This is a genomic window from Paenibacillus sp. BR2-3, assembly GCF_046529485.1.
GTDB lineage: Bacteria > Bacillota > Bacilli > Paenibacillales > Paenibacillaceae > Paenibacillus_AQ.
Map to the genome: position 1 here is coordinate 3,547,779 of NZ_CP126311.1, position 18,314 is coordinate 3,566,092.

Here is an 18,314-nt window from a genome sequence, read left to right on the forward strand (position 1 = left end):
GGGTCATATTATGCCTTCGCACTGCAGGAGATATGCGCGGAGTCAATCAAAAGCGAGCATATACAAAAAGACATAACCTCAAGGGTCATGTCTCAGAAGTTTAGGGACGGGAGTTAACGGGCTGTCTTTCGCCCTCCATACCCTTATTTTTTATGCTGCTCTTTCAAAATCTGCGTCAGTGACAGATCATCATGCTGCCTTCTTAGCGTCTCCAGCTTCATATCGCTTCGTACGCCAAAGTCTGATCCGTACTTTTTCTCGAGGTTGCCCACCAGGGCATCACCGCGTTTTTGCCGATACCGGCCGTTCTCGTTCCGACTACGCATTTCCATTACCTCCCCGCAATAAATTGCCTGAGACCCGAGAAAGCTGCGATGATCTTGGAGAATAAGACGTAATAAGTTGTACTTCCTTCCAGTATACCGTATTAATTAAAAAGTTCTCAAGACACAAAAAAACAGACCGCCCTGTGATGGACAGTCTGTCTGCGAAATTTATTTATCATTATTTTTGGGAAGCGGGTCCGGATGCGCGGTTTCTGCAGGCTTGGCGATCCACTCGTCGGCTTCCGGTTCAATGTTTACTCCGTTTTCCATTTTCTTTATTTCCGCCAATGAGTCACCGTCTTTATCTACTTCGTTCCGGATTTCCTCTGGGTTCATAGATTGATCTGACATGTTAATTCCTCCTTCATACGGTCTGCATTTTGTTTGTTCCTTAGTTATAGTTACCCGTTGAAGTGATTTACAAACATGGTTTCCGGTGATATCTATTTAGACCTGCGTTCCATTTCATTTGCCCAGCTTTGCCTTAGATGATCATATTGCTTTAGTGCAGAGCCCCTGTCAGTGGCCGCTAGACTGATAACGATATTGCCTTCCGTAGAATCCCCCCGATTTAAAACCGTGTATAAGTCATTCTCCGATTGGCCTGAATTATTCGACTTATCGACTGTGAGACTCCATGCTTTAAAATCTTTATCAGCATAAACCATCCCCAGCAGTTCCAGCGGAACACCCTCGTTCCCATCCACTGTACATTTCATCATCGCGAACTTCGTGTCCAGTCTACAGTTCGTATATTCCTTCCCGTTCACCGTCAACTTTCCGAGATAACTTTCCGACTTCTCATCAAAAACACCTGATAAAGAAAGGGTTACCGGCTGCGAGAAACTCTTGTCCTCCAGTTTATATGCAGTGGCCTCATACTGGCGATCCACAGCAATAACCTTGGGAGCGCTGATAAATCCGTACATAATAGATCCAACTACCAGCAGAATTGCAATACAGCCGTACATTATCTTTTTCAAAAAGCTTCACTTCCTCTGTTAAAATAACAGCACGGGATGAAGACACCCTATCAAACCCACTGAATCACTTGGTCAGCCGATTGCCGCGTTTTCGCGCCAGGTTCATTCAGGCGATACCCGAAGGCCACCATACAGGAAATTCCAAAATGCCCTGCATCCATTATACCTTCCTCGGCTAATACCTGTTCAATATTATTCTTCTCAAAGCCCTCCATCGGACAGGAGTCGATGCCAATCAGGGCAGCGGAGGTCATCATGTTGCCCAGGGCCAGATAAGTCTGTCTGCAACCCCATTCGAACATCGCACGTTCATTCTCCTGCAGTCTGAAGCCCGTTTTCAGGAACTTATCATATGCTTTACCTTTAGCCTCTACAACCTCCGCAGGCAACTTCTGCACATTCACCATCATGTCCATAATATAATCAGAGTCCGCGACCATATCTTTAGGCAGTCTGGATAAAATAAGCACGAAGTGGCTCGCCGTCGATAACTGTTTTTGGGCTCCAGACGCATAGGGACGAAGCTTCTCCCGAATTTCCTGACTTTGCACAACTACAAATCTCCATGGCTCAAAGCCAAATGAGCTCGGTGACAGACGACCCGTCTCCAGAATAAACTGAAAGTCGGAATCGCTGATTTTTTTGCTGGTGTCAAATTCTTTAGTGGCATGCCTGAACTGAAAAGCAGACAGGATTTCATTCTTGGTCGTTGTTATTTTATACATGGTCTCATACTCCCTCTCCATTAAAAAACAGACTGAATCAACCCTTTACCTTACCCTCTCCTCCGGTACACACCCGGCGCTACGCCGTACCTTTCCCGGAAAACCCTGTGGAAATAAGTGTAGCTTCCAAAGCCGGATTCCTCAGCGATACGCTCCAGCGTATAGTTGCTTTTGTCCATTAACTGCAATGCCATGGCCAGGCGAATCTGCCCCGCGTACTGCATGACTGAATAACCGAACTGGGCTTTAAACAAATGGACAGCTCTTGTAACACTAATTCCGGCGTGGCGGGCAACATCCTCCAGCCTGATAACGGACGATGCATGCTCCTCGACAAAGCTTTTCATTTTCAGTGCAAGCAGAAGCGGTGCGGAGGAAGTAGGGGGAGCCTCTTCAATGGCCCGGTCCAGCAGCAAGCATAATGCCTTAAATAAGGCCTCCAGAATTTCAGTGCTGCCGCCGTCCAGCCTTCTTTTCTCCAGAATGAGCTGCTGCCATATGCTCTGAAGCTTGCCGTCATCGGCAATCCTTTGTTTATTCGGTCTCTTTCGCTTATTCCACCACCCGTCGACCCAATCTCCCGTACACATCACATAATAGTCCGCGCTAAATCCCAGGGGGCTGTCTTTCTCTCCGATCCTCAGATCATACACATCACCGGGCCGGAATAACAGCAGATCACCCGGAAGAACGGAAACCATGCGGCCCTCAATCAGAGCTTCACATTCTCCTTCAGCCTGAAGCCGGATTATATAGGTATCAAGCCCGTCGCGGAACAAATGCCGAAAGGGCTGAATATGGCGAGAGAAAGCACTGAGATCAATATGAACACCGTTTGTTTCCATGTACGGCCCTCTTCTCATAATAGTTAAATGACCAGATCGTTGAGGTTGTTAGCCATATTGTTTCTTCAAAGATAGGCGGAAATCCTTCTATAATAAAATTATAAATCTTGCAGGAGGTTATCATCCACTATGAATGAAGGCATTGTTCGCGTCATCCAAACCGCAATAGATACAGGGGACCGGTTATCCGAAAAAGATTCTCTGGCTTTCCAACCCGATTCCAAGGAACAGGAAAATGAGCTGATTAATATTTATGATGATTTGGAGTATCAGGAGATTGAAGGCTTCGGCGGAGCGCTAACCGAGGCGGCTGCCGTAACCCTTGCTAAGCTTAGCGATGCCAAACAGAAAGAAATCATCGACGCTTACTTTCATCCTGAGCACGGAATCGGTTATACGCTTTGCCGTTCGCACATCCAGAGCTGTGATTTCTCGCTGGGCAACTATGCCTATGTTGAGGGTGAAGACCCTGAACTGCACAGCTTCAATATTTCAAGAGATCATGAAACCATATTACCGCTGATCAAACGTGCCGCGTCTGCAGTAGGAGACGACTTCCGACTGTTCTCGTCACCTTGGAGCCCACCGGCATTCATGAAGACAAACGGCGAAATGAACAATGGCGGAGCGCTTAAACCGGAATTCAGGGAAGCTTGGGCTAATCTGTTCGTGAAATATATACAGGCTTATGCTGAAGAAGGCATTGATATCTGGGCGGTTAGTGTGCAAAATGAGGCCAAGGCCAAACAAATATGGGATTCCTGCATTTATTCTGCCGATGAAGAGAAGGATTTTGTGCGAGATTACCTGGGACCCGCCCTGGAACAAGCAAACCTGTCCCATGTGAAGGTGCTGATCTGGGACCATAACAAAGAGCGGGTGTATGACCGGGCGAAGGCTGCGTTTGAAGACGAGGCGGCTGCCAAATATATTTGGGGTATTTGCTTCCATTGGTACTCGGGAGATCATTTTGAGGCACTGTCGGCCGTACACGACCGTTTCCCCGACAAGAAGCTGTTCTTCAGTGAAGGCTGTCAGGAAGGCGGGGTTCACCTCGGTTCCTGGAACACAGGCGAACGTTATGGACATGATATCATGGGCAATCTGAATAACTGGATGTCCTGCTGGACGGACTGGAACATTGTATTGGACGAGCAAGGCGGTCCTAACCATGTAGGCAATTTTTGCGATGCGCCGATTATTGGCGACACCATGAAAGATGAAATCATCTTTGAGAGCTCTTTTTATTACATCGGGCACTTCAGCAAATACATTCGTCCAGGGGCCAAGCGGATCGGCAGCTCCAAATATACCGATAAGCTTGAAACTACGGCATTTCGGAATATCGACGGTACCATCGCCGTTATTGTCATGAACCGTACAGACAGCGAGCTTCCATTCACACTTCGCTGCCGTGGACAGGTGGCTGCCCATTCCATTCCGGCCCATGCCATTCAAACGTTGCTGTTCCAATAGAATGTCATAGATATGTTCAATAATAAAAGGGTATCTCTCAGCTACGAGGCTAAGGGATACCCTTTTTTATGTGGTGCGAGAATGAATCGCTCTTAATGAGGATACAACAGCCAGACGACCAGGGGTGCTGCAAATGAGCCAGCAATCGCACACATGGTCATTGCAACCGAACTCATCGAAACGGACTCCTCCCCATACTCAAGTGCTTTTGCCGTACCCAGCGCATGGGAAGCTGTACCGAGACCAATGCCGATTCCGGCTGCATCTTGGATTCTCAGCAATTTTAAGAGGTAAGGTCCGGCAATCGCTCCTGTAAACCCGGCAACCATCACAAACACAGAGGTTAACGACGACTCCCCGCCCAGGTTCGCCGATATTTGTATCGCTACCGGTGTGGTAATCGATTTAGGCAGCAAGGAAAGAACGTATAATTTCGGAAATCCCAAGAGGACTGCCAGAAAAATCCCGCTGAACATCCCCACCAGAAGTCCCGTAAGTGTGCCTCCAAGAATGGCGGGAAGATTGCGACGCAGCACGTGACGCTGTCTATATAATGGATAAGCCAGAGAGACAACAGCCGGCCCCAGCAGCTGATTAATCCACTGACCGCCGATCATATAGGTATCATAGGGAATCTGAAAATACAGCAGCAGGACAACCACAGTAAAAGTCGCGGTTAACGCCGGCATCAATACGGGCCAACGATAACGTCTGTAAATCATGGACATAAATAGATAAATACAAACAGTAAACAATACGATCGCAGCGGCAGTCAGAACCGTCATATCTCTTCTCCCTTCTCTCTTACATTCCTCATCCTGCCTAAACCGCTGATATCCCTTCGGCTCCTTGCGCCTCTCTTGCTCCATCCTGCCAGCCATTGACTGGAATGGGCCGCGGCCCCCATCGTCAATACCGTACTAATGATAAGCACAACGATTAACAGTAATCCTTTTCCGCTAAAAATCCCCATATGATTCACAATCCCAGCGGTCGCCGGAATAAAAAATAACGGAAGATACGATAACACGGTGGTCGCACCGCTCTCAATCCAACGCACAGGCACCACCTTGCAAAGCAGCAAAATAAACAGCAGCAGCAGCCCTACGATACTCCCCGGAATCGGGAGATGCAGCAGCTTTTGTACATAATCACCAGCCATAAAGAACAAATATAACAACGCAACCTGGGCAACAATTCGTATGATTTTCATTAGGCATGAAGTCCCTTCATGGATTAAACGATCCTGGATGTAAAAGCTTGAACTTTATCAGACTAACAGAGTTTTCATGATTATTTCAATCCATTTTATGGAAATCATATGAAATATAAAAGGCGAACGCATTCAACGTGAATGCAATTCGCCTCTTTTGTGTTTATTTCTCGTCGTCTATAGCCTCTTGATCCTTACGTGCGTCGGAACCCGAAGTGCCGGTTACCGTCTCTTGCACGTTGTCCATAATGCCTCCAACAACTTCGTCCAAGCCGCTGAGTCCTTCGCGTCCGGCCCTGCTTTTATCCGGTTCCGGAATAGGCTCCATACCTGGGCCCCGTTTATCAATGGAATTTTCTTCAACGTCCATAGGTCTCATTCCCTTCAGTCGAATAGATGAGATTAGGTTGTGCATACCATGATCTGCCTATGCAGGACAATATCAATAGATCAAACTACACTCCTTTTGGACAATGCCGCCAAACCCAGCGCCAGAGATCCACACTACCCTGCGATGCCTCCGCATCGATTGATTTTATATATAAATATAACCCGGAAATTGCACCTACTTAACGCATAATACCTTAACGAATGTATTTATTTAAGGCTTCTTCCAGATCGGCCAATACCTTATCTTTGTCACCCGATTCAACGGCTGCTACCACGCAGCCTTCCAGGTGATCTTTTAATATAAGTTTTCCTACATTATCCAGAGCAGACCGTATCGCAGCAATCTGAATCAGTAACTCTCCACATTCTCTATCGCTGGCAGCCATGTCTTTTAATGAACGAACATGTCCTTCTATCCGTGCCAATCGGTTGACGACACTTTGGCGGTGACGATGATGAGTACTCAAATGATGACCTCCCTAGCTAATCTAAACAATAACCATACTTCAAGTTGGAGAGCAATTTAGCGAGAATGGAGACTTCTTCTGAATCGGTAGTACAGAAATATAGCCCGCATAGCGAGGTCGATGGCGATGGATAGCCAGATACCAGCAATACCCCATCCTAATTGAATACCCATGATATAAACTCCGATCACCCGGATAAGCCACATACCAATGGCCGTGCTGTACATGGGGCTTTTGGTATCACCTGCGCCCTGGAGCGCTCCTGTCAACACCAAGCTGACGGCTAGAAAAGGCTGAGCGAACGCATCGATACGCAATGCGGTGGTGACCATACGAATCACTCCGGAATCATCCGTGAACCAGGTTGCGGCTATCGGGGCGAAAATGAACAATAACAACCCACCCATCCCCATAATTACAACAGCTATAGCCGAAGTGTAAATCCCAAAGGAGTAGGCATCCTGCTTTCGGTTTGCCCCTAAATACTGGCCTACCAATGTGGTGGCAGCGATCGCTAACCCATATCCGGGCATATAGGAGAATATTTCAATATTCCCGGCTATCGTATGGGAGGCATAAACTTCTGTACCGATTCTTACAATCAAACCCATATAAAGCACCTGACCCAAGCGCATAATTAGCCGCTCCGCAGCAGCGGGCCCCGAAAGCTTAAGCAAGGGCCAAGTAAATGCTCTCTCTCCCTTCTTAAATAAAGAAAAGGAAAGTGGAGATTTACGAATGTAATGATACAGCGCTGCACAACCAATGATACGGACCATAACTGTTGCTACGGCAGCACCGGCAATTCCAATTCCGGGTATACCCATTAATCCGAAAATAAGAACATAATCTAATCCAATATGAATCAAGTTGATCCATATTCCGACTTTCATTGGTGTTTTTGTATCCCCTGCCGAACGTAAAACACTCCCCAAAACAGTCATCAATGAAATGAAAATAGCTGGTACAGCAACAATCCGGAAATAGATTACACCACTTTTCAGCACCTCTGGTTCGGCGCCCATAATTCGAAGCAAGGGTTCTGCAAAAAACAAAGTGATCAAGCCAAATAAAAGACCCGCCATAACGGATATCCATGTGGATTGTCTGGCGATTTGACGGGCTTCCTCCATTTTTCCCGCACCCACATTTTTAGCAATCATTGAAGAAGCTCCAACGCCAATGGCTAAAAATATAGCAATATAAACGTTCAAAATAGTGTTTGATACCCCTACCGCCGTGACTTCGTTTAAGCCTAGTCTGGATACAAATAAGGTATCCACAAATCCGACGACAGTTTGGAGAAGGTTCTCGATAATGGCCGGAACTGCAAGCGCCAAAATGATCATTATTTTCTCTTTGGGAGTCGTATTCTTAATTTCTATAGCTTTCGCCACTTCTGCCAGTCCCTTCTTCGCTATAACATAGTAAAGAAATCTACAAACAAGAATAACCCCCCGGGGGGGTTACGTCAAGGTATCTATTTCCTTCCAGGTCTATAGCAACGAGGTCTATACTTATCTTAACAATCGAAGTCCGCTCAAGATCACCAGCAATGTGCTGCCTTCGTGACTGACAACACCAGATGGCAGATTAATTCCGCCCAAAAAGTTAGTAACAACCAAGACCAGAATGACAGCAAGTGCAAATGTAATATTCTGCTTAATTACCCGGCCGGTACGTTGACCAAGGGAAATCGCAAAAGGAATTTTGGTAATGTCGTCGGTCATAAGCACCACATTAGCCGTCTCCATCGCCACATCCGTGCCAGCTGCTCCCATAGCAATTCCCACTGCGGATACGGCTAAAGCGGGAGCATCGTTAACTCCGTCGCCAACCATGGCTACTTTTCCATGCTCGGCTGTTAATTTTTTGATCATTTGCAGCTTCTGATCAGGCAATAACTCCGCGTATACTTCATCTACACCGGCAAGCCGGCCGATCACGTGTGCCGTGGTTTTGGAGTCGCCCGTTAGCATCACTAAATTGACCGTTGGCCTCAACGAAAATGACTGTTTTACCTTCAGCTTCCAAACGCTCAGCCTCACCCAGGTATTTAGGATCAATGACGAGGTCCGGGAGTAGTCCTATTTTGCCAATACGGCATTCGACTTCATTCACCTTCCCGCGTACGCCTAGTCCTGTTACAGCCTGCATAGCCGTTGCCGGTTGAAGAAGAAGTTTCCTGGACCCTGCAGCTTCTACAATAGCTTTGGCGATCGGGTGCTCCGATAAATATTCCAGAGATGCCGCCAGTCCGAGCAAGGATTCTTCTGAATAATCATTAGCAGGGAGGATATCGGTAACTTTCGGTTTGCTGATCTGGCCCATCTGCTCCAGATGCACACCGCCCTTGAATAATACGCCTTTCCGCGCCCCATTAGAGATACCTGATAGAATAGCCGGCATAATAGAGGAAACGAGAGCACACGGGGAGGCAACCACCAGAAAAATCATGGCCCGGTAAATGGTGGATTCCCAGGTCCATCCGAGAAGAAACGGCGGCACAATCATTAACAGCAAGGCTACAGCTACAACCAATTTTGCATAGATCCCTTCAAAACGTTCCACAAATAATTGACTGGGCGGAAGCTCATTTTTGGCTTCCTGCACCATATGTATAATACGTGAAAGCAACGTATCTTCTGATCCCTTGGTGACCACAATCCGCAGCGCTCCCTGCCCATTCATGATTCTGGCATATACGGCATCGTTCACCGATTTATCCACCGGAATGGACTCGCCGGTAATCAGTTGGTCCGCCTTTACTCTAGATTCCGTACCATCCTTAATAACCACCGCTTCCTCCGGACGAAATTTCAAAATGGAAGCAATCTCCTGGTTCGTCTTTTCCATCGTGTAATCTTCCAGAGCACCGCTTAAACAAAAAATAAAAAAAGAAACTCCCCGCAGCAAGCTGCGGGGAACTAAACCCGTAGTGATTAAAAATTTCCCGAATATATTATACATATAGTAACATATTCGAAAATTATATCAATAAATTTATATGATTGTGAACTTACAGGATACTATGAAATCTTATACCCGGGTGGGTGTAATAAATAATATATAAATCACTTTAATTGTACATGTAAATCACCATTACCTTTATCATGCTATATTCCCAAAATGTAGGCAAATTCCTTTTATGGTTGCCAATCAACTATGATCTCGCTCGCCGTACTAGCAGGTGTGGTATAAACGTGGTTTGATCCACCTTCCCACGTTACAGTAGAGCCATTCTTTTTAATAAATTTAAATTGTATGGTGGTACCTGCCGGCACACTCACATCATAATACCAATTCGGATAAGCCCAAATCACTTGATTAAACATTGGACCAATGGCTTTAGCCGTATCCCAATTCCCTATTTCATGAACATTTCCTGCAAGATATACCTTTTCCCCTACGACTGTATTTGCATTTTTTACCACAAATCGAACAACAACTTGTTTAGCTGTTAACACTTCAAATTTGTCATAAATATTACTATCCACTGCACCAGATGTTCTTATTTTCACATCATACATTCCAGCCGCTACAGCAGGGATTTTTACTTTAATTTGCGAATCCTCCCAAGCTGTAATTCCGGTGCCTGTTACGGATGTTGCTCCAAAGTAAACAGTACCTTTGGTTGCTCCGAATCCGCGGCCATCTATCGTAATCTCCTTACCTGCGACACCCATCATTGGGCCAACATGTCCAACAACCGGAGCTATGGCAGCAGCCGTATATTGCCATACACCTACTTCTCCTGCGCCTAGATTGAAATTAGTTACAGCACCCGTACTGCTAACCGAAATGCTATTCCCATTCAGTAATCCAGTTACTACATCACTGTATGTCCCTCCAGGAAGAGCTGTAACCAATCCTGAGATGTTGTATTCTGTAGAAGTATTTCGATTGATAGCTACCAATCCCACATTGTTACCAAACTTACGCTCATAGATGTACACATCATTGTTAATCCAACGTTCTTGCGTAGTACCATAGGCAAATGCCGGGTTAGACTTACGCAGAGGCGCTAATTTGCTAATTACATTATATGCTGTTGTAGTTGTTGAAAACGAAGGCATAAACTTCCGATTATCTGGGTCAGTCCCCCCTGTCACATATTGTTCAGTTCCATAATAGATCCCTGGAACTCCACGGGAAGTCAACGTTAATGCTAATGCCTGTTCTACTCGTCTATTATTAGTTCCCGTGGCGAATCGGGACATATCGTGGTTGTCAATAAATGTAACTTGATCGGCAACTTCATGATAATCTGTATTTGTTCCGGAAATCATCGCATCCAGACCATACATCGTGTCCGCATCATCCTTGAACACTTCACGAACTGTTTGATTGAATCGAAAATCCAGTAAGCTCATACCACTTTCATTCGCAAAATCATGATTAGCTGGATCAACTTCGTTTGTACCTAAAAACCATTCACCGAATACAAATACGGGCTTATAGTTATTGATGTAATCAACCCAGTTCTTCTGCCATCCTAAAGGCATATGTTTTACCGCATCTACACGAATTCCATCAATACCTTTGTCTAGCCAAAGTTTAATAGCCGCTTTCATATACGTATCGATCGTACTATGTTGTAAATTTATATCTGCTAAATCAAATAAGTTACGATAAATTCCATCTTCTAAATTGCTAAAAGACGTTCCGCCATTATGATGGAAGTATGCGTTTGTATCGTTTGTATACCCACCCATTAATGTACCATTGTCATATAGTCTTCCGTTTTCCCCAAATGTTGCATCGGTTTCCTTTGCTGGGGAAGTATGGTTAGGCGCAAAATCAATGACAACCTTAATGCCTTTCGCATGAGCTGCTGCAATTAGATTATCAAAATCCGTAAAATTACCGAAATATGGATTCGTTCTCTTAAAATCTCTTGCCCAATATCCATGGTAGGAAGTTGAATCACCAAAGTCATAACTCAATACGGCGTTAATGTTCTCAACTGGTTGAGATATCCACAAGGCTGTAATACCCATCCCCGTAAAATACCCATCATTGATTTTATCCGTAATTCCTTGCCAATCACCACCGCAATATTTCCTCAAGTCCGTACAACCACTGCTAAACAAAGATCCGACTGGATTATTTCCAGTATTGCCATCCTTAAAGCGGTCTGTGAAGATCTGATAAATGACATCGGTTGAGAAGTTTACTTTGTTAAGCACACTTGTGTCCGGTACGGCTTGAACAGCGGGAGCATTAATGAATAAACTTGAGAGCAGCATTACGGCTAACATCATAAACAAGGTCCATCTAGATACTTTTTTCAACATAAATTCCTCCTCAAATTTGTTTTTCCAGCATGTTTAAAGCGGTTTCAAAATTTTTTCCCAATAACAATTCATCCATCAACTTAACAAATATATAAGTAACCCAGTACTAACAACGAAATATCAGACCATTAAAATAACAGAAAACTCCGGTATCTTGTTACGAATAAAGAAGAACGCGAAGTAAATCATTGCGCAAATGTTTGTACAAAACCCTCTGAATTTCACCGACACTTCACTATATAACAGCTAGTTTTGCGTAATAAAGAGGGTTTTTGTACATGAAAGCGCTTTAACTGATGAGTTGATCATACACAATTTTGCGAATTTGAGAAATCGTTTTCACAAACTGTATTCGGTCATTTTCAGCTAGTTTTTGATTATTATCTCTTGTTTTCTCACTAATATGAATGTTTTCTGTATTTTTCAACTGAAAATCCAGCCACATAATCATTTAATTTCCGGCCACGTTGCACAAAAAAAATATGGCTGCACATAGCAGATAAAAGGAATTCCATCCTCTGAGCTTCACTCGCAAGTCGTGGTTCTTGTCTATAGCCAGTTGGAGCGTATCGACCCCACAATTGGCGAAGGTTTCTTCTACGACATCACATCTACTTACATGGAGGGCAGCCAGTGCGTCATCGCTAAATTGGGATACTCACGAGACCACCGCCCAGACCGTGAGCAAATCGTGATCGCTCTTATGGTTACACCACAAGGCTCACCCTTTTACTGGAAGGTACTTCCTGGAAATACACAAGACATCACAACGATACCTGGGGTAGTTCAAGAACTGAAACAGCGGTTTGGCTTAACCCAGTGTCATCTCGTATTTGATCGTGGCATGGTATCCTCCGATCATTTGGATTTGTTGGAGGCGGAAGGACTTACCTATTTGTCTGCGATGGATAAAGACGAAATGGCTTGTCACGCCTTGTTTCAGGAATTCATTCCGAGTCCCGCAGCCAAAGATGACTATGAGCCGATGATCAACAATTCTTTTATACGCGTGAAGGTCGAATTGGCCAGCGGCGATTCATTTTCTCGTTCGATGTGGCTCGTTTTTATGACGATATCGCAGCTCGCGAGAAACAAATCGCTAAGGCGTATGCTTGGACCGCTGAACAAAACGCTCTGCTAGCCGCGGCCAAGAAGTCACGTCGGCTTGAAATCTTAGAACGAGATGTTAAAAGCATGCTCTCCAAGAGGAAACTGAAATCCATGCTGCAAGTGACCATCGAGCCGATTCAGGTTGAGGTGGCCAAGAAAGATGGCCATACACGCATCGTCCAAACCTTTCAATTGTCGGCTGCCATTGATCAAGCAAAAGAATCGGAGATGCGAAAGCTGGATGGCTTGACTTGCTTTATTACCAACGATTCCACCATTTCAGAAGCCCAAGTGATTCAAAAGTACCGCGATAAAAACAAAGTCGAGGAAGCATTTCGGGAAATGAAATCCCAACTCTCGCTTCGCCCCATCCATCTCACTCGTCCTGAGCGAGTGAAAGCCCACGTAAGCGTATGCGTCCTAGCATACTTATTGAGAAATACGATCGAGATGATGCTTCGGAAAGCAGCTTACATGGAATCACCAGAAGATGTGTTGAAGCAACTACAAACCTGTCAATTAAACCTTGTAGGTTTTGAAGGCAAATCGTCGGACTCCATCACGATGACTAAGATGACGGATCAACAAAAACGATGGATCGAGATTCTTCTATGTGATAAATATTTACAGCCTAAAGCCATGCAACACCTTTCGAAAACCTTGAAAAGTGCATTGTAGGACAAAAATGCCCAACTCTGATGCCACAAACCCTTGCTACGCCTGTAACTGGTAAATTTTTACGCCAAACTTGGGTTACTTATGTGAATTCATCTTAAATCCATATATGATTAATGATGTACAGAACACTTTGTGAGGAGGAGTGATGATGATGCAATCGAACATATTACTTGAAAATGTCAAGTTCGGAAACTGGCAGCTTCGTTCTCGCGTAGTAATGGCTCCTATGACCCGCAGCTTTGCAGACAATATTACGGGGGAAGTAGGGCCTGAAGTAGCAGACTACTATCAAAAACGGGCAGCCGATGGTATAGGACTTATTATTACTGAAGGTATCAATCCAAGCTTGAGAGCCAAAGGCACTTATGGTGTTCCAGGTCTTTATACAATGAATCAAATTCAATCTTGGAAAAAGGTAACTGATGCGGTTCACCAAGAAGGCGGAACCATTGCCGCGCAATTGTGGCATGTTGGCAGACTTACCCATCACGAATTAACGGAAGGATATCCTCCCCAGGCACCTTCCAGCATTGCAGCCAAGGGGCTCGTTCATAGATTACGTAAACCATACGAATTACCAGAGGAAATGACAGAGGCCGATATTCTGGAAGTGATTGAACAGCATGCAAAAGCCGCTCGAAATGCCATCATTGCAGGATTTGATGGTGTTGAAATCCATGCAGCGCATGGTTACTTGATCGACCAATTTAGTACAAACCTCACGAACGTACGGACAGATAAATATGGCGGAGGCTTTACACAACGATTAACTTTTATGAAAGAACTGCTAATTGCAGTAGTGAAAGAAATAGGTGCGGAAAGAACAATAGTCCGATTTTCAGAAATTAAGGATGATATTCCGGGGTTTAAGTGGGATGATCCCGAACACGCTGTAGCAGCTTATATCCGTGTGTTTAAAGAAATAGGTCTTTCATTCCTCCATCCTTCGACTAACCAATTCTCGGAAGTTCTCACCAATGGATTGACATTTCATCAAACCGTACGCAAATATTGGGATGGGATGATTATAGGAGTTGGAAATTTAAATTCAGAATCGGCATCAAGTGCAATTATGGATGGAACGATTGATTTAGCTGCATTCGGACGCCCACTGCTTGCCAACCCGGATTTTATCCAACGGATTAAAAGCGGATCGACACTTGCACCATACGATTCTAGAATTCAACTCACCACAAAACCATGATGGCTTATGAAATGAAAGTAAGTTGTTACGACGATTTTGACCGACCAGTAAAAAATGTTACCATAACCGCCGTTAAATTTACCGATTGCACCTCTTGGAAGTTATAATAGCCACTCTATTTCTGAGAGTGGATTTTTTATTCCTATTACTGGCCTCCTGCACACCAAATATGCTTATTTATAATCTTAGCTGGAACATGAATCTTTCGTTTTCCGGCTAGCTTTAACATGTTTAAGCTGAGCAACAATAATGACGCTAATGATGACCAGAAGGAACCACGAACTGATCTTACTGAAACTAACCAGTTGCCAGACTTGGTATTGGTCAGGATATTTCCAGGCATTAAAGAATGTAGCTATATTTTCGGCTAACCAGATGAAAAAACCTACTATGAAAAAAGCCAGTGTCAAGGGCATTCGATAAGTAATGGTCCGTACCCGATATATGATCCATGTTCTCCAAAAGACAATGAGCACAAGCGCCGTCAGCCACCAACGAAAATCTGGAATAAAATGATGTGTGAAAAAGTTCAGATAGATGGCTCCTCCCAGTAACCCCGCAGAAGTAAGCCCCGGCCAGCCGGTCATGTCCATCTTCAGTCTACGCCATACCTGACACATAAAGCTTGCGACACTTGCATACATAAATCCGCTATAGAGCGGTACACCGAGTACCTTCGTAAGCCCGGGCTCAGGGTATGACCATGATCCCATCCTTACCTTATATATTTCCAGCAACAAACCAATAAAGTGAAAGATACAGATAACTTTAATTTCATCGCGTGTCTCGAGTCTACTGCGGTACATGAGGTACTGCACGGTAAGCAGTATAAAAAGAATGGCATCATAACGGTAAACGAAAGGCACCTCTATTACGCTAGAAAGAGCTAAAGTCCCAAAGATCGCAATAGGAAAAATGCAACTCATCGCCTGATGATAGCCAAAATGCAGTAGTTGTATTATTGTTTTCAATAATATTATCTCCTCGCCGGGTCCTCGATACGCAAAACTGCCCAATAGCTTAACGAGGCTACCGATCATCTACGGCAGCCTCGTGGTGTAATTTATTGCGCTCTCTCGTCACTTTTGTATTCTAAAATATCTCCAGGTTGGCATTCTAAGGCTTTGCAAATTGCTTCTAAAGTTGAAAGCCTAATTGCTTTTGCCTTTCCATTTTTCAATATAGAAAGGTTAGCCATTGTTATTCCAACCCTCTCCGAAAGTTCTGTTACGCTCATTTTCCTTTTAGCTAGCATCACGTCAATATTGATAATAATCGCCATTGTTTTCACCTCAGACCGTTAAGTCATTTTCTGATTTTATATCTATGGCATTTTTTAATAGCTTTTGAAGAACAGCAGCAAAGACTGCAATCACAATTGAAGCAAAAGTAATAACCAATCCGAGTGCTGCGAGGCCTGGGGCGTCGTCTTCCTGCGCCATGAAAAATAAGAATGGCATGCATGCCGCAAACAAAATACTGATTGTGAATGCACAGTATTTTATATTCTTTAAAGCTCTTACAGATAATTCTGAGAAAGCTTTGTTCTTGTCAATATAGCTTAGAAGTCTTAAAGCCTGATACAATGCAACGAAATACGGTATCGCTGCTACATACAAACTGATTATAACGGGATATATCCAATAAGCCGGATAATGTTCTGCTGCTTCATTAGCTATCCAAGGCAACCAAAATATACACAAAGCAAGAACCGGAATTCCAATAAGAAAAACAGTTACCTTTAAAAAGAGTGTTGTTCCTCGTTCCATAAAATGCACCCCACTTAGTTATTATCAATTTGAAATTAACACAAAATTTATCGTTTTACAATATATAATTACTGATTATAATTATATTATTGTTGTTATATAAATATACATTTAATTTTAGACAAAGATAAAAAGCATTCCCCATTACCAAGAAATGCTCTGTACCTTTTATTTCAACCCAACTCATTAAGCTAACTGGCAGATTGGTTTAATAAATACCTGGATTCTGCAAACGAAATAGGAGCAGATGGCTTAAGTGCATCTGCTCCTTAATTTAACTTTCGAAATAGCGATTGTTAGATATCAAGTTTACGGGTAGCGATCCATTTCACCATTTCAGGATCGCGATGTGAAAAGAACAGGCTCTGTTTCGTATCTAATGCAGCAATCGACTCCATATCCTCTTGGCTTAATTCAAAATCGAAGATGTTGAAGTTTTCGATAATTCTTTCTTTACGAACTGACTTTGGAATCACAACGACTTCTCTTTGTGTTAACCAACGTAAAACCACCTGAGCAACGGATTTATTATGCTTTTCAGCTATGGATACCAATACCTCATTCTGGAACAAGTTATTTTTTCCTTCAGCAAAAGGCGCCCAGGACTCAATCTGAACATTGTTCTCTTTCATGAATTTTGCACTTTCGATTTGCTGATTGAAAGGGTGCGTTTCAACCTGGTTTACGGCAGGAACTACTTCATTATGAATAATCAAATCGATCAGGCGATCCTCATGGAAGTTACTCACGCCGATAGCACGGACCTTTCCTTCACGATACAATTCCTCCATAGCGCGCCAAGAGCCGTGCACATCGCCAAATGGCTGATGAATTAAATACAAATCCAAATATTCAAGTTGCAATCTTTCCAGTGATTTTTCAAATGCTTTCTTTGTGCGCTCATAACCAGTATCCTGAACCCAAAGCTTCGTAGTGATAAACAATTCCTCTCTTGCCACGCCACTCCGTTTGATTGCTCTGCCAACCGCTTCTTCATTTAGATAAGAGGCAGCGGTATCAATCAGACGATAGCTTGCCATAATGGCATCATAAACGCTTTGTTCGCATTCATTTTGATCAGCAATCTGAAAAACGCCAAAACCGAGTATTGGCATCTGAACCCCATTGTTCAAAATTACTTTTTGCATATAAAATCCTCCAGTTATTTAAAATTATTTGTAAATCGATTTGATCTTATCCATTACATTCATACCAGGCTCACTCCGTCGCCGCGCGTTTCGAGAACGTACGGGTAAGCCCGAAGGAAACGGACGCCACGATGACCGCAGCCGCGACCGCAGCGGCTCCAATCCAGCAGATCGACAATATCGATGATCCACCCACGGCAACTCCTCCGATACCAGCGCCAACTGCAAATCCGAGCTGTACGAAAGTGCTGTTTATGCGGAGAATGATACCGGCTTCCGGAGCGAGTGAAAGAAGATTAAAATTCTGCGTCGGTCCGAACGTCCAAGCAGCGATTGTCCAAAGGATGAGTAACGGGATGGCGAGCGCCAGCAGCAGTTGCTTACGCCGTCCCATTTTCGCAGTCACTGCCATGACTACAGGGGTACCCATTGCAGTGGCAAGCGCGAATACAGTGATAAGCTGTCCCGCCGCCGATAACGATACGCCGACGGAAGCAGCGACCTCATCTAAAATACCTGAGATCACGAATTGTGACGTACCGACCAAAAAGCTGATAAGGGTCAGCATGTAAATTTTCCAGGTGTTGCTCATAGAAATGTATTCTCTCCCCCTTTTCACATCCTTATTATGGACCAAATGACAAAGCGACCGTTATCCCATTCGTATCAAATGTTTGCCTAAT

Annotated in this window: 21 protein-coding genes and 1 pseudogene; 4 read left to right on the forward strand and 18 right to left on the reverse strand. The window is 44.2% G+C overall.

Going from position 1 to position 18,314, the window contains the following annotated elements; genetic code table 11:
* Positions 1 to 143: 143 nt before the first annotated feature.
* The 5 genes from PaeBR_RS17030 to PaeBR_RS17050 all read right to left on the reverse strand — a co-directional run bounded on the left by PaeBR_RS17030 (position 144) and on the right by PaeBR_RS17050 (position 2,879).
* Complete coding sequence (locus PaeBR_RS17030) at positions 144 to 326, reverse strand: hypothetical protein (protein WP_410511731.1); 183 nt, start codon at positions 324 to 326, stop codon at positions 144 to 146.
* 168 nt (positions 327 to 494) lie between these two features.
* Positions 495 to 677, reverse strand: coding sequence for a hypothetical protein (locus tag PaeBR_RS17035; RefSeq protein WP_410511732.1), 183 nt, complete (start codon positions 675 to 677; stop codon positions 495 to 497).
* Positions 678 to 769: 92 nt separating this feature from the next.
* Complete coding sequence (locus tag PaeBR_RS17040; RefSeq protein WP_410511733.1) at positions 770 to 1,309, reverse strand: hypothetical protein; 540 nt, start codon at positions 1,307 to 1,309, stop codon at positions 770 to 772.
* A 50-nt stretch (positions 1,310 to 1,359) separates the two neighbouring features.
* A complete protein-coding gene (locus PaeBR_RS17045) occupies positions 1,360 to 2,034 on the reverse strand; it encodes an NAD(P)H-dependent oxidoreductase (RefSeq protein WP_410511734.1) in 675 nt (224 codons plus the stop codon).
* A gap of 50 nt (positions 2,035 to 2,084) precedes the next feature.
* The gene (locus tag PaeBR_RS17050; protein ID WP_410511735.1) at positions 2,085 to 2,879 is read right to left on the reverse strand and encodes an AraC family transcriptional regulator; all 795 of its coding nucleotides are present in this window, start codon (positions 2,877 to 2,879) and stop codon (positions 2,085 to 2,087) included.
* Between the two features lie 129 nt (positions 2,880 to 3,008).
* Between PaeBR_RS17050 and PaeBR_RS17055 the strand changes: the two genes are divergently transcribed.
* Entirely contained in the window at positions 3,009 to 4,355 is a 1,347-nt protein-coding gene (locus PaeBR_RS17055) for a glycoside hydrolase family 30 protein (RefSeq protein WP_410511736.1), read from the forward strand.
* Between the two features lie 92 nt (positions 4,356 to 4,447).
* On the opposite strand, the gene PaeBR_RS17060 is transcribed toward PaeBR_RS17055, so the two are convergent.
* The 8 genes from PaeBR_RS17060 to PaeBR_RS17095 form a co-directional block, all read right to left on the reverse strand.
* Positions 4,448 to 5,140 carry an LrgB family protein gene (locus PaeBR_RS17060; RefSeq protein ID WP_410511737.1) on the reverse strand — a complete coding sequence of 231 codons (693 nt, stop codon included), beginning with the start codon at positions 5,138 to 5,140 and terminating at the stop codon, positions 4,448 to 4,450.
* Positions 5,137 to 5,568, reverse strand: a complete 432-nt coding sequence (locus tag PaeBR_RS17065) for a CidA/LrgA family protein (protein WP_410511738.1) — start codon at positions 5,566 to 5,568, stop codon at positions 5,137 to 5,139. Before PaeBR_RS17065 ends, PaeBR_RS17060 begins: the two co-directional genes overlap by 4 nt.
* Before the next feature lie 163 nt (positions 5,569 to 5,731).
* Complete coding sequence (locus PaeBR_RS17070; protein WP_410511739.1) at positions 5,732 to 5,938, reverse strand: hypothetical protein; 207 nt, start codon at positions 5,936 to 5,938, stop codon at positions 5,732 to 5,734.
* 214 nt (positions 5,939 to 6,152) lie between these two features.
* Positions 6,153 to 6,425: a metal-sensing transcriptional repressor gene (locus PaeBR_RS17075; protein ID WP_410511740.1), complete on the reverse strand. Its 273-nt coding sequence runs from the start codon at positions 6,423 to 6,425 to the stop codon at positions 6,153 to 6,155.
* A 56-nt stretch (positions 6,426 to 6,481) separates the two neighbouring features.
* Positions 6,482 to 7,876 carry an MATE family efflux transporter gene (locus tag PaeBR_RS17080; protein ID WP_410515221.1) on the reverse strand — a complete coding sequence of 465 codons (1,395 nt, stop codon included), beginning with the start codon at positions 7,874 to 7,876 and terminating at the stop codon, positions 6,482 to 6,484.
* A 66-nt stretch (positions 7,877 to 7,942) separates the two neighbouring features.
* Entirely contained in the window at positions 7,943 to 8,404 is a 462-nt protein-coding gene (locus PaeBR_RS17085) for an HAD-IC family P-type ATPase (RefSeq protein WP_410511741.1), read from the reverse strand.
* Positions 8,343 to 9,281, reverse strand: a complete 939-nt coding sequence (locus tag PaeBR_RS17090; protein ID WP_410511742.1) for a hypothetical protein — start codon at positions 9,279 to 9,281, stop codon at positions 8,343 to 8,345. Before PaeBR_RS17090 ends, PaeBR_RS17085 begins: the two co-directional genes overlap by 62 nt.
* A gap of 290 nt (positions 9,282 to 9,571) precedes the next feature.
* Entirely contained in the window at positions 9,572 to 11,722 is a 2,151-nt protein-coding gene (locus tag PaeBR_RS17095; protein ID WP_410511743.1) for an alpha-amylase family glycosyl hydrolase, read from the reverse strand.
* Between the two features lie 649 nt (positions 11,723 to 12,371).
* Here PaeBR_RS17095 and PaeBR_RS17100 point away from each other — a divergent pair.
* From PaeBR_RS17100 to PaeBR_RS17110, 3 genes are all read left to right on the forward strand, one after another.
* Complete coding sequence (locus PaeBR_RS17100) at positions 12,372 to 12,863, forward strand: transposase (RefSeq protein ID WP_410511744.1); 492 nt, start codon at positions 12,372 to 12,374, stop codon at positions 12,861 to 12,863.
* An 80-nt stretch (positions 12,864 to 12,943) separates the two neighbouring features.
* Positions 12,944 to 13,510, forward strand: coding sequence for a transposase (locus PaeBR_RS17105; protein WP_410511745.1), 567 nt, complete (start codon positions 12,944 to 12,946; stop codon positions 13,508 to 13,510).
* Positions 13,511 to 13,661: 151 nt separating this feature from the next.
* Positions 13,662 to 14,714, forward strand: a complete 1,053-nt coding sequence (locus tag PaeBR_RS17110; protein WP_410515222.1) for an alkene reductase — start codon at positions 13,662 to 13,664, stop codon at positions 14,712 to 14,714.
* A gap of 185 nt (positions 14,715 to 14,899) precedes the next feature.
* On the opposite strand, the gene PaeBR_RS17115 is transcribed toward PaeBR_RS17110, so the two are convergent.
* The 5 genes and pseudogenes from PaeBR_RS17115 to PaeBR_RS17135 form a co-directional block, all read right to left on the reverse strand.
* Positions 14,900 to 15,685 carry a DUF817 domain-containing protein gene (locus PaeBR_RS17115; protein ID WP_410511746.1) on the reverse strand — a complete coding sequence of 262 codons (786 nt, stop codon included), beginning with the start codon at positions 15,683 to 15,685 and terminating at the stop codon, positions 14,900 to 14,902.
* A gap of 92 nt (positions 15,686 to 15,777) precedes the next feature.
* The gene (locus tag PaeBR_RS17120) at positions 15,778 to 15,996 is read right to left on the reverse strand and encodes a helix-turn-helix domain-containing protein (protein WP_410511747.1); all 219 of its coding nucleotides are present in this window, start codon (positions 15,994 to 15,996) and stop codon (positions 15,778 to 15,780) included.
* Between the two features lie 10 nt (positions 15,997 to 16,006).
* Entirely contained in the window at positions 16,007 to 16,483 is a 477-nt protein-coding gene (locus tag PaeBR_RS17125) for a DUF2975 domain-containing protein (protein WP_410511748.1), read from the reverse strand.
* Between the two features lie 296 nt (positions 16,484 to 16,779).
* Positions 16,780 to 17,631 carry an aldo/keto reductase gene (locus PaeBR_RS17130; protein ID WP_410511749.1) on the reverse strand — a complete coding sequence of 284 codons (852 nt, stop codon included), beginning with the start codon at positions 17,629 to 17,631 and terminating at the stop codon, positions 16,780 to 16,782.
* A gap of 369 nt (positions 17,632 to 18,000) precedes the next feature.
* Positions 18,001 to 18,223 (reverse strand): annotated as a pseudogene (locus PaeBR_RS17135) (MFS transporter); the annotation flags it as partial.
* Positions 18,224 to 18,314 lie beyond the last annotated feature (91 nt).

Coding starts and splice junctions, on each gene's coding strand:
- PaeBR_RS17085 (WP_410511741.1), bottom strand. CDS start 8,404: ATGCTAACGGGCGACTCCAAAACCACGGCACACGTGATCGGCCGGCTT.
- PaeBR_RS17130 (WP_410511749.1), bottom strand. CDS start 17,631: ATGCAAAAAGTAATTTTGAACAATGGGGTTCAGATGCCAATACTCGGT.
- PaeBR_RS17055 (WP_410511736.1), top strand. CDS start 3,009: ATGAATGAAGGCATTGTTCGCGTCATCCAAACCGCAATAGATACAGGG.
- PaeBR_RS17045 (WP_410511734.1), bottom strand. CDS start 2,034: ATGTATAAAATAACAACGACCAAGAATGAAATCCTGTCTGCTTTTCAG.
- PaeBR_RS17060 (WP_410511737.1), bottom strand. CDS start 5,140: ATGACGGTTCTGACTGCCGCTGCGATCGTATTGTTTACTGTTTGTATT.
- PaeBR_RS17070 (WP_410511739.1), bottom strand. CDS start 5,938: ATGGACGTTGAAGAAAATTCCATTGATAAACGGGGCCCAGGTATGGAG.
- PaeBR_RS17095 (WP_410511743.1), bottom strand. CDS start 11,722: ATGTTGAAAAAAGTATCTAGATGGACCTTGTTTATGATGTTAGCCGTA.
- PaeBR_RS17120 (WP_410511747.1), bottom strand. CDS start 15,996: ATGGCGATTATTATCAATATTGACGTGATGCTAGCTAAAAGGAAAATG.
- PaeBR_RS17065 (WP_410511738.1), bottom strand. CDS start 5,568: ATGAAAATCATACGAATTGTTGCCCAGGTTGCGTTGTTATATTTGTTC.
- PaeBR_RS17110 (WP_410515222.1), top strand. CDS start 13,662: ATGCAATCGAACATATTACTTGAAAATGTCAAGTTCGGAAACTGGCAG.
- PaeBR_RS17030 (WP_410511731.1), bottom strand. CDS start 326: ATGCGTAGTCGGAACGAGAACGGCCGGTATCGGCAAAAACGCGGTGAT.
- PaeBR_RS17035 (WP_410511732.1), bottom strand. CDS start 677: ATGTCAGATCAATCTATGAACCCAGAGGAAATCCGGAACGAAGTAGAT.
- PaeBR_RS17125 (WP_410511748.1), bottom strand. CDS start 16,483: ATGGAACGAGGAACAACACTCTTTTTAAAGGTAACTGTTTTTCTTATT.
- PaeBR_RS17050 (WP_410511735.1), bottom strand. CDS start 2,879: ATGGAAACAAACGGTGTTCATATTGATCTCAGTGCTTTCTCTCGCCAT.
- PaeBR_RS17105 (WP_410511745.1), top strand. CDS start 12,944: ATGCTGCAAGTGACCATCGAGCCGATTCAGGTTGAGGTGGCCAAGAAA.
- PaeBR_RS17090 (WP_410511742.1), bottom strand. CDS start 9,281: ATGGAAAAGACGAACCAGGAGATTGCTTCCATTTTGAAATTTCGTCCG.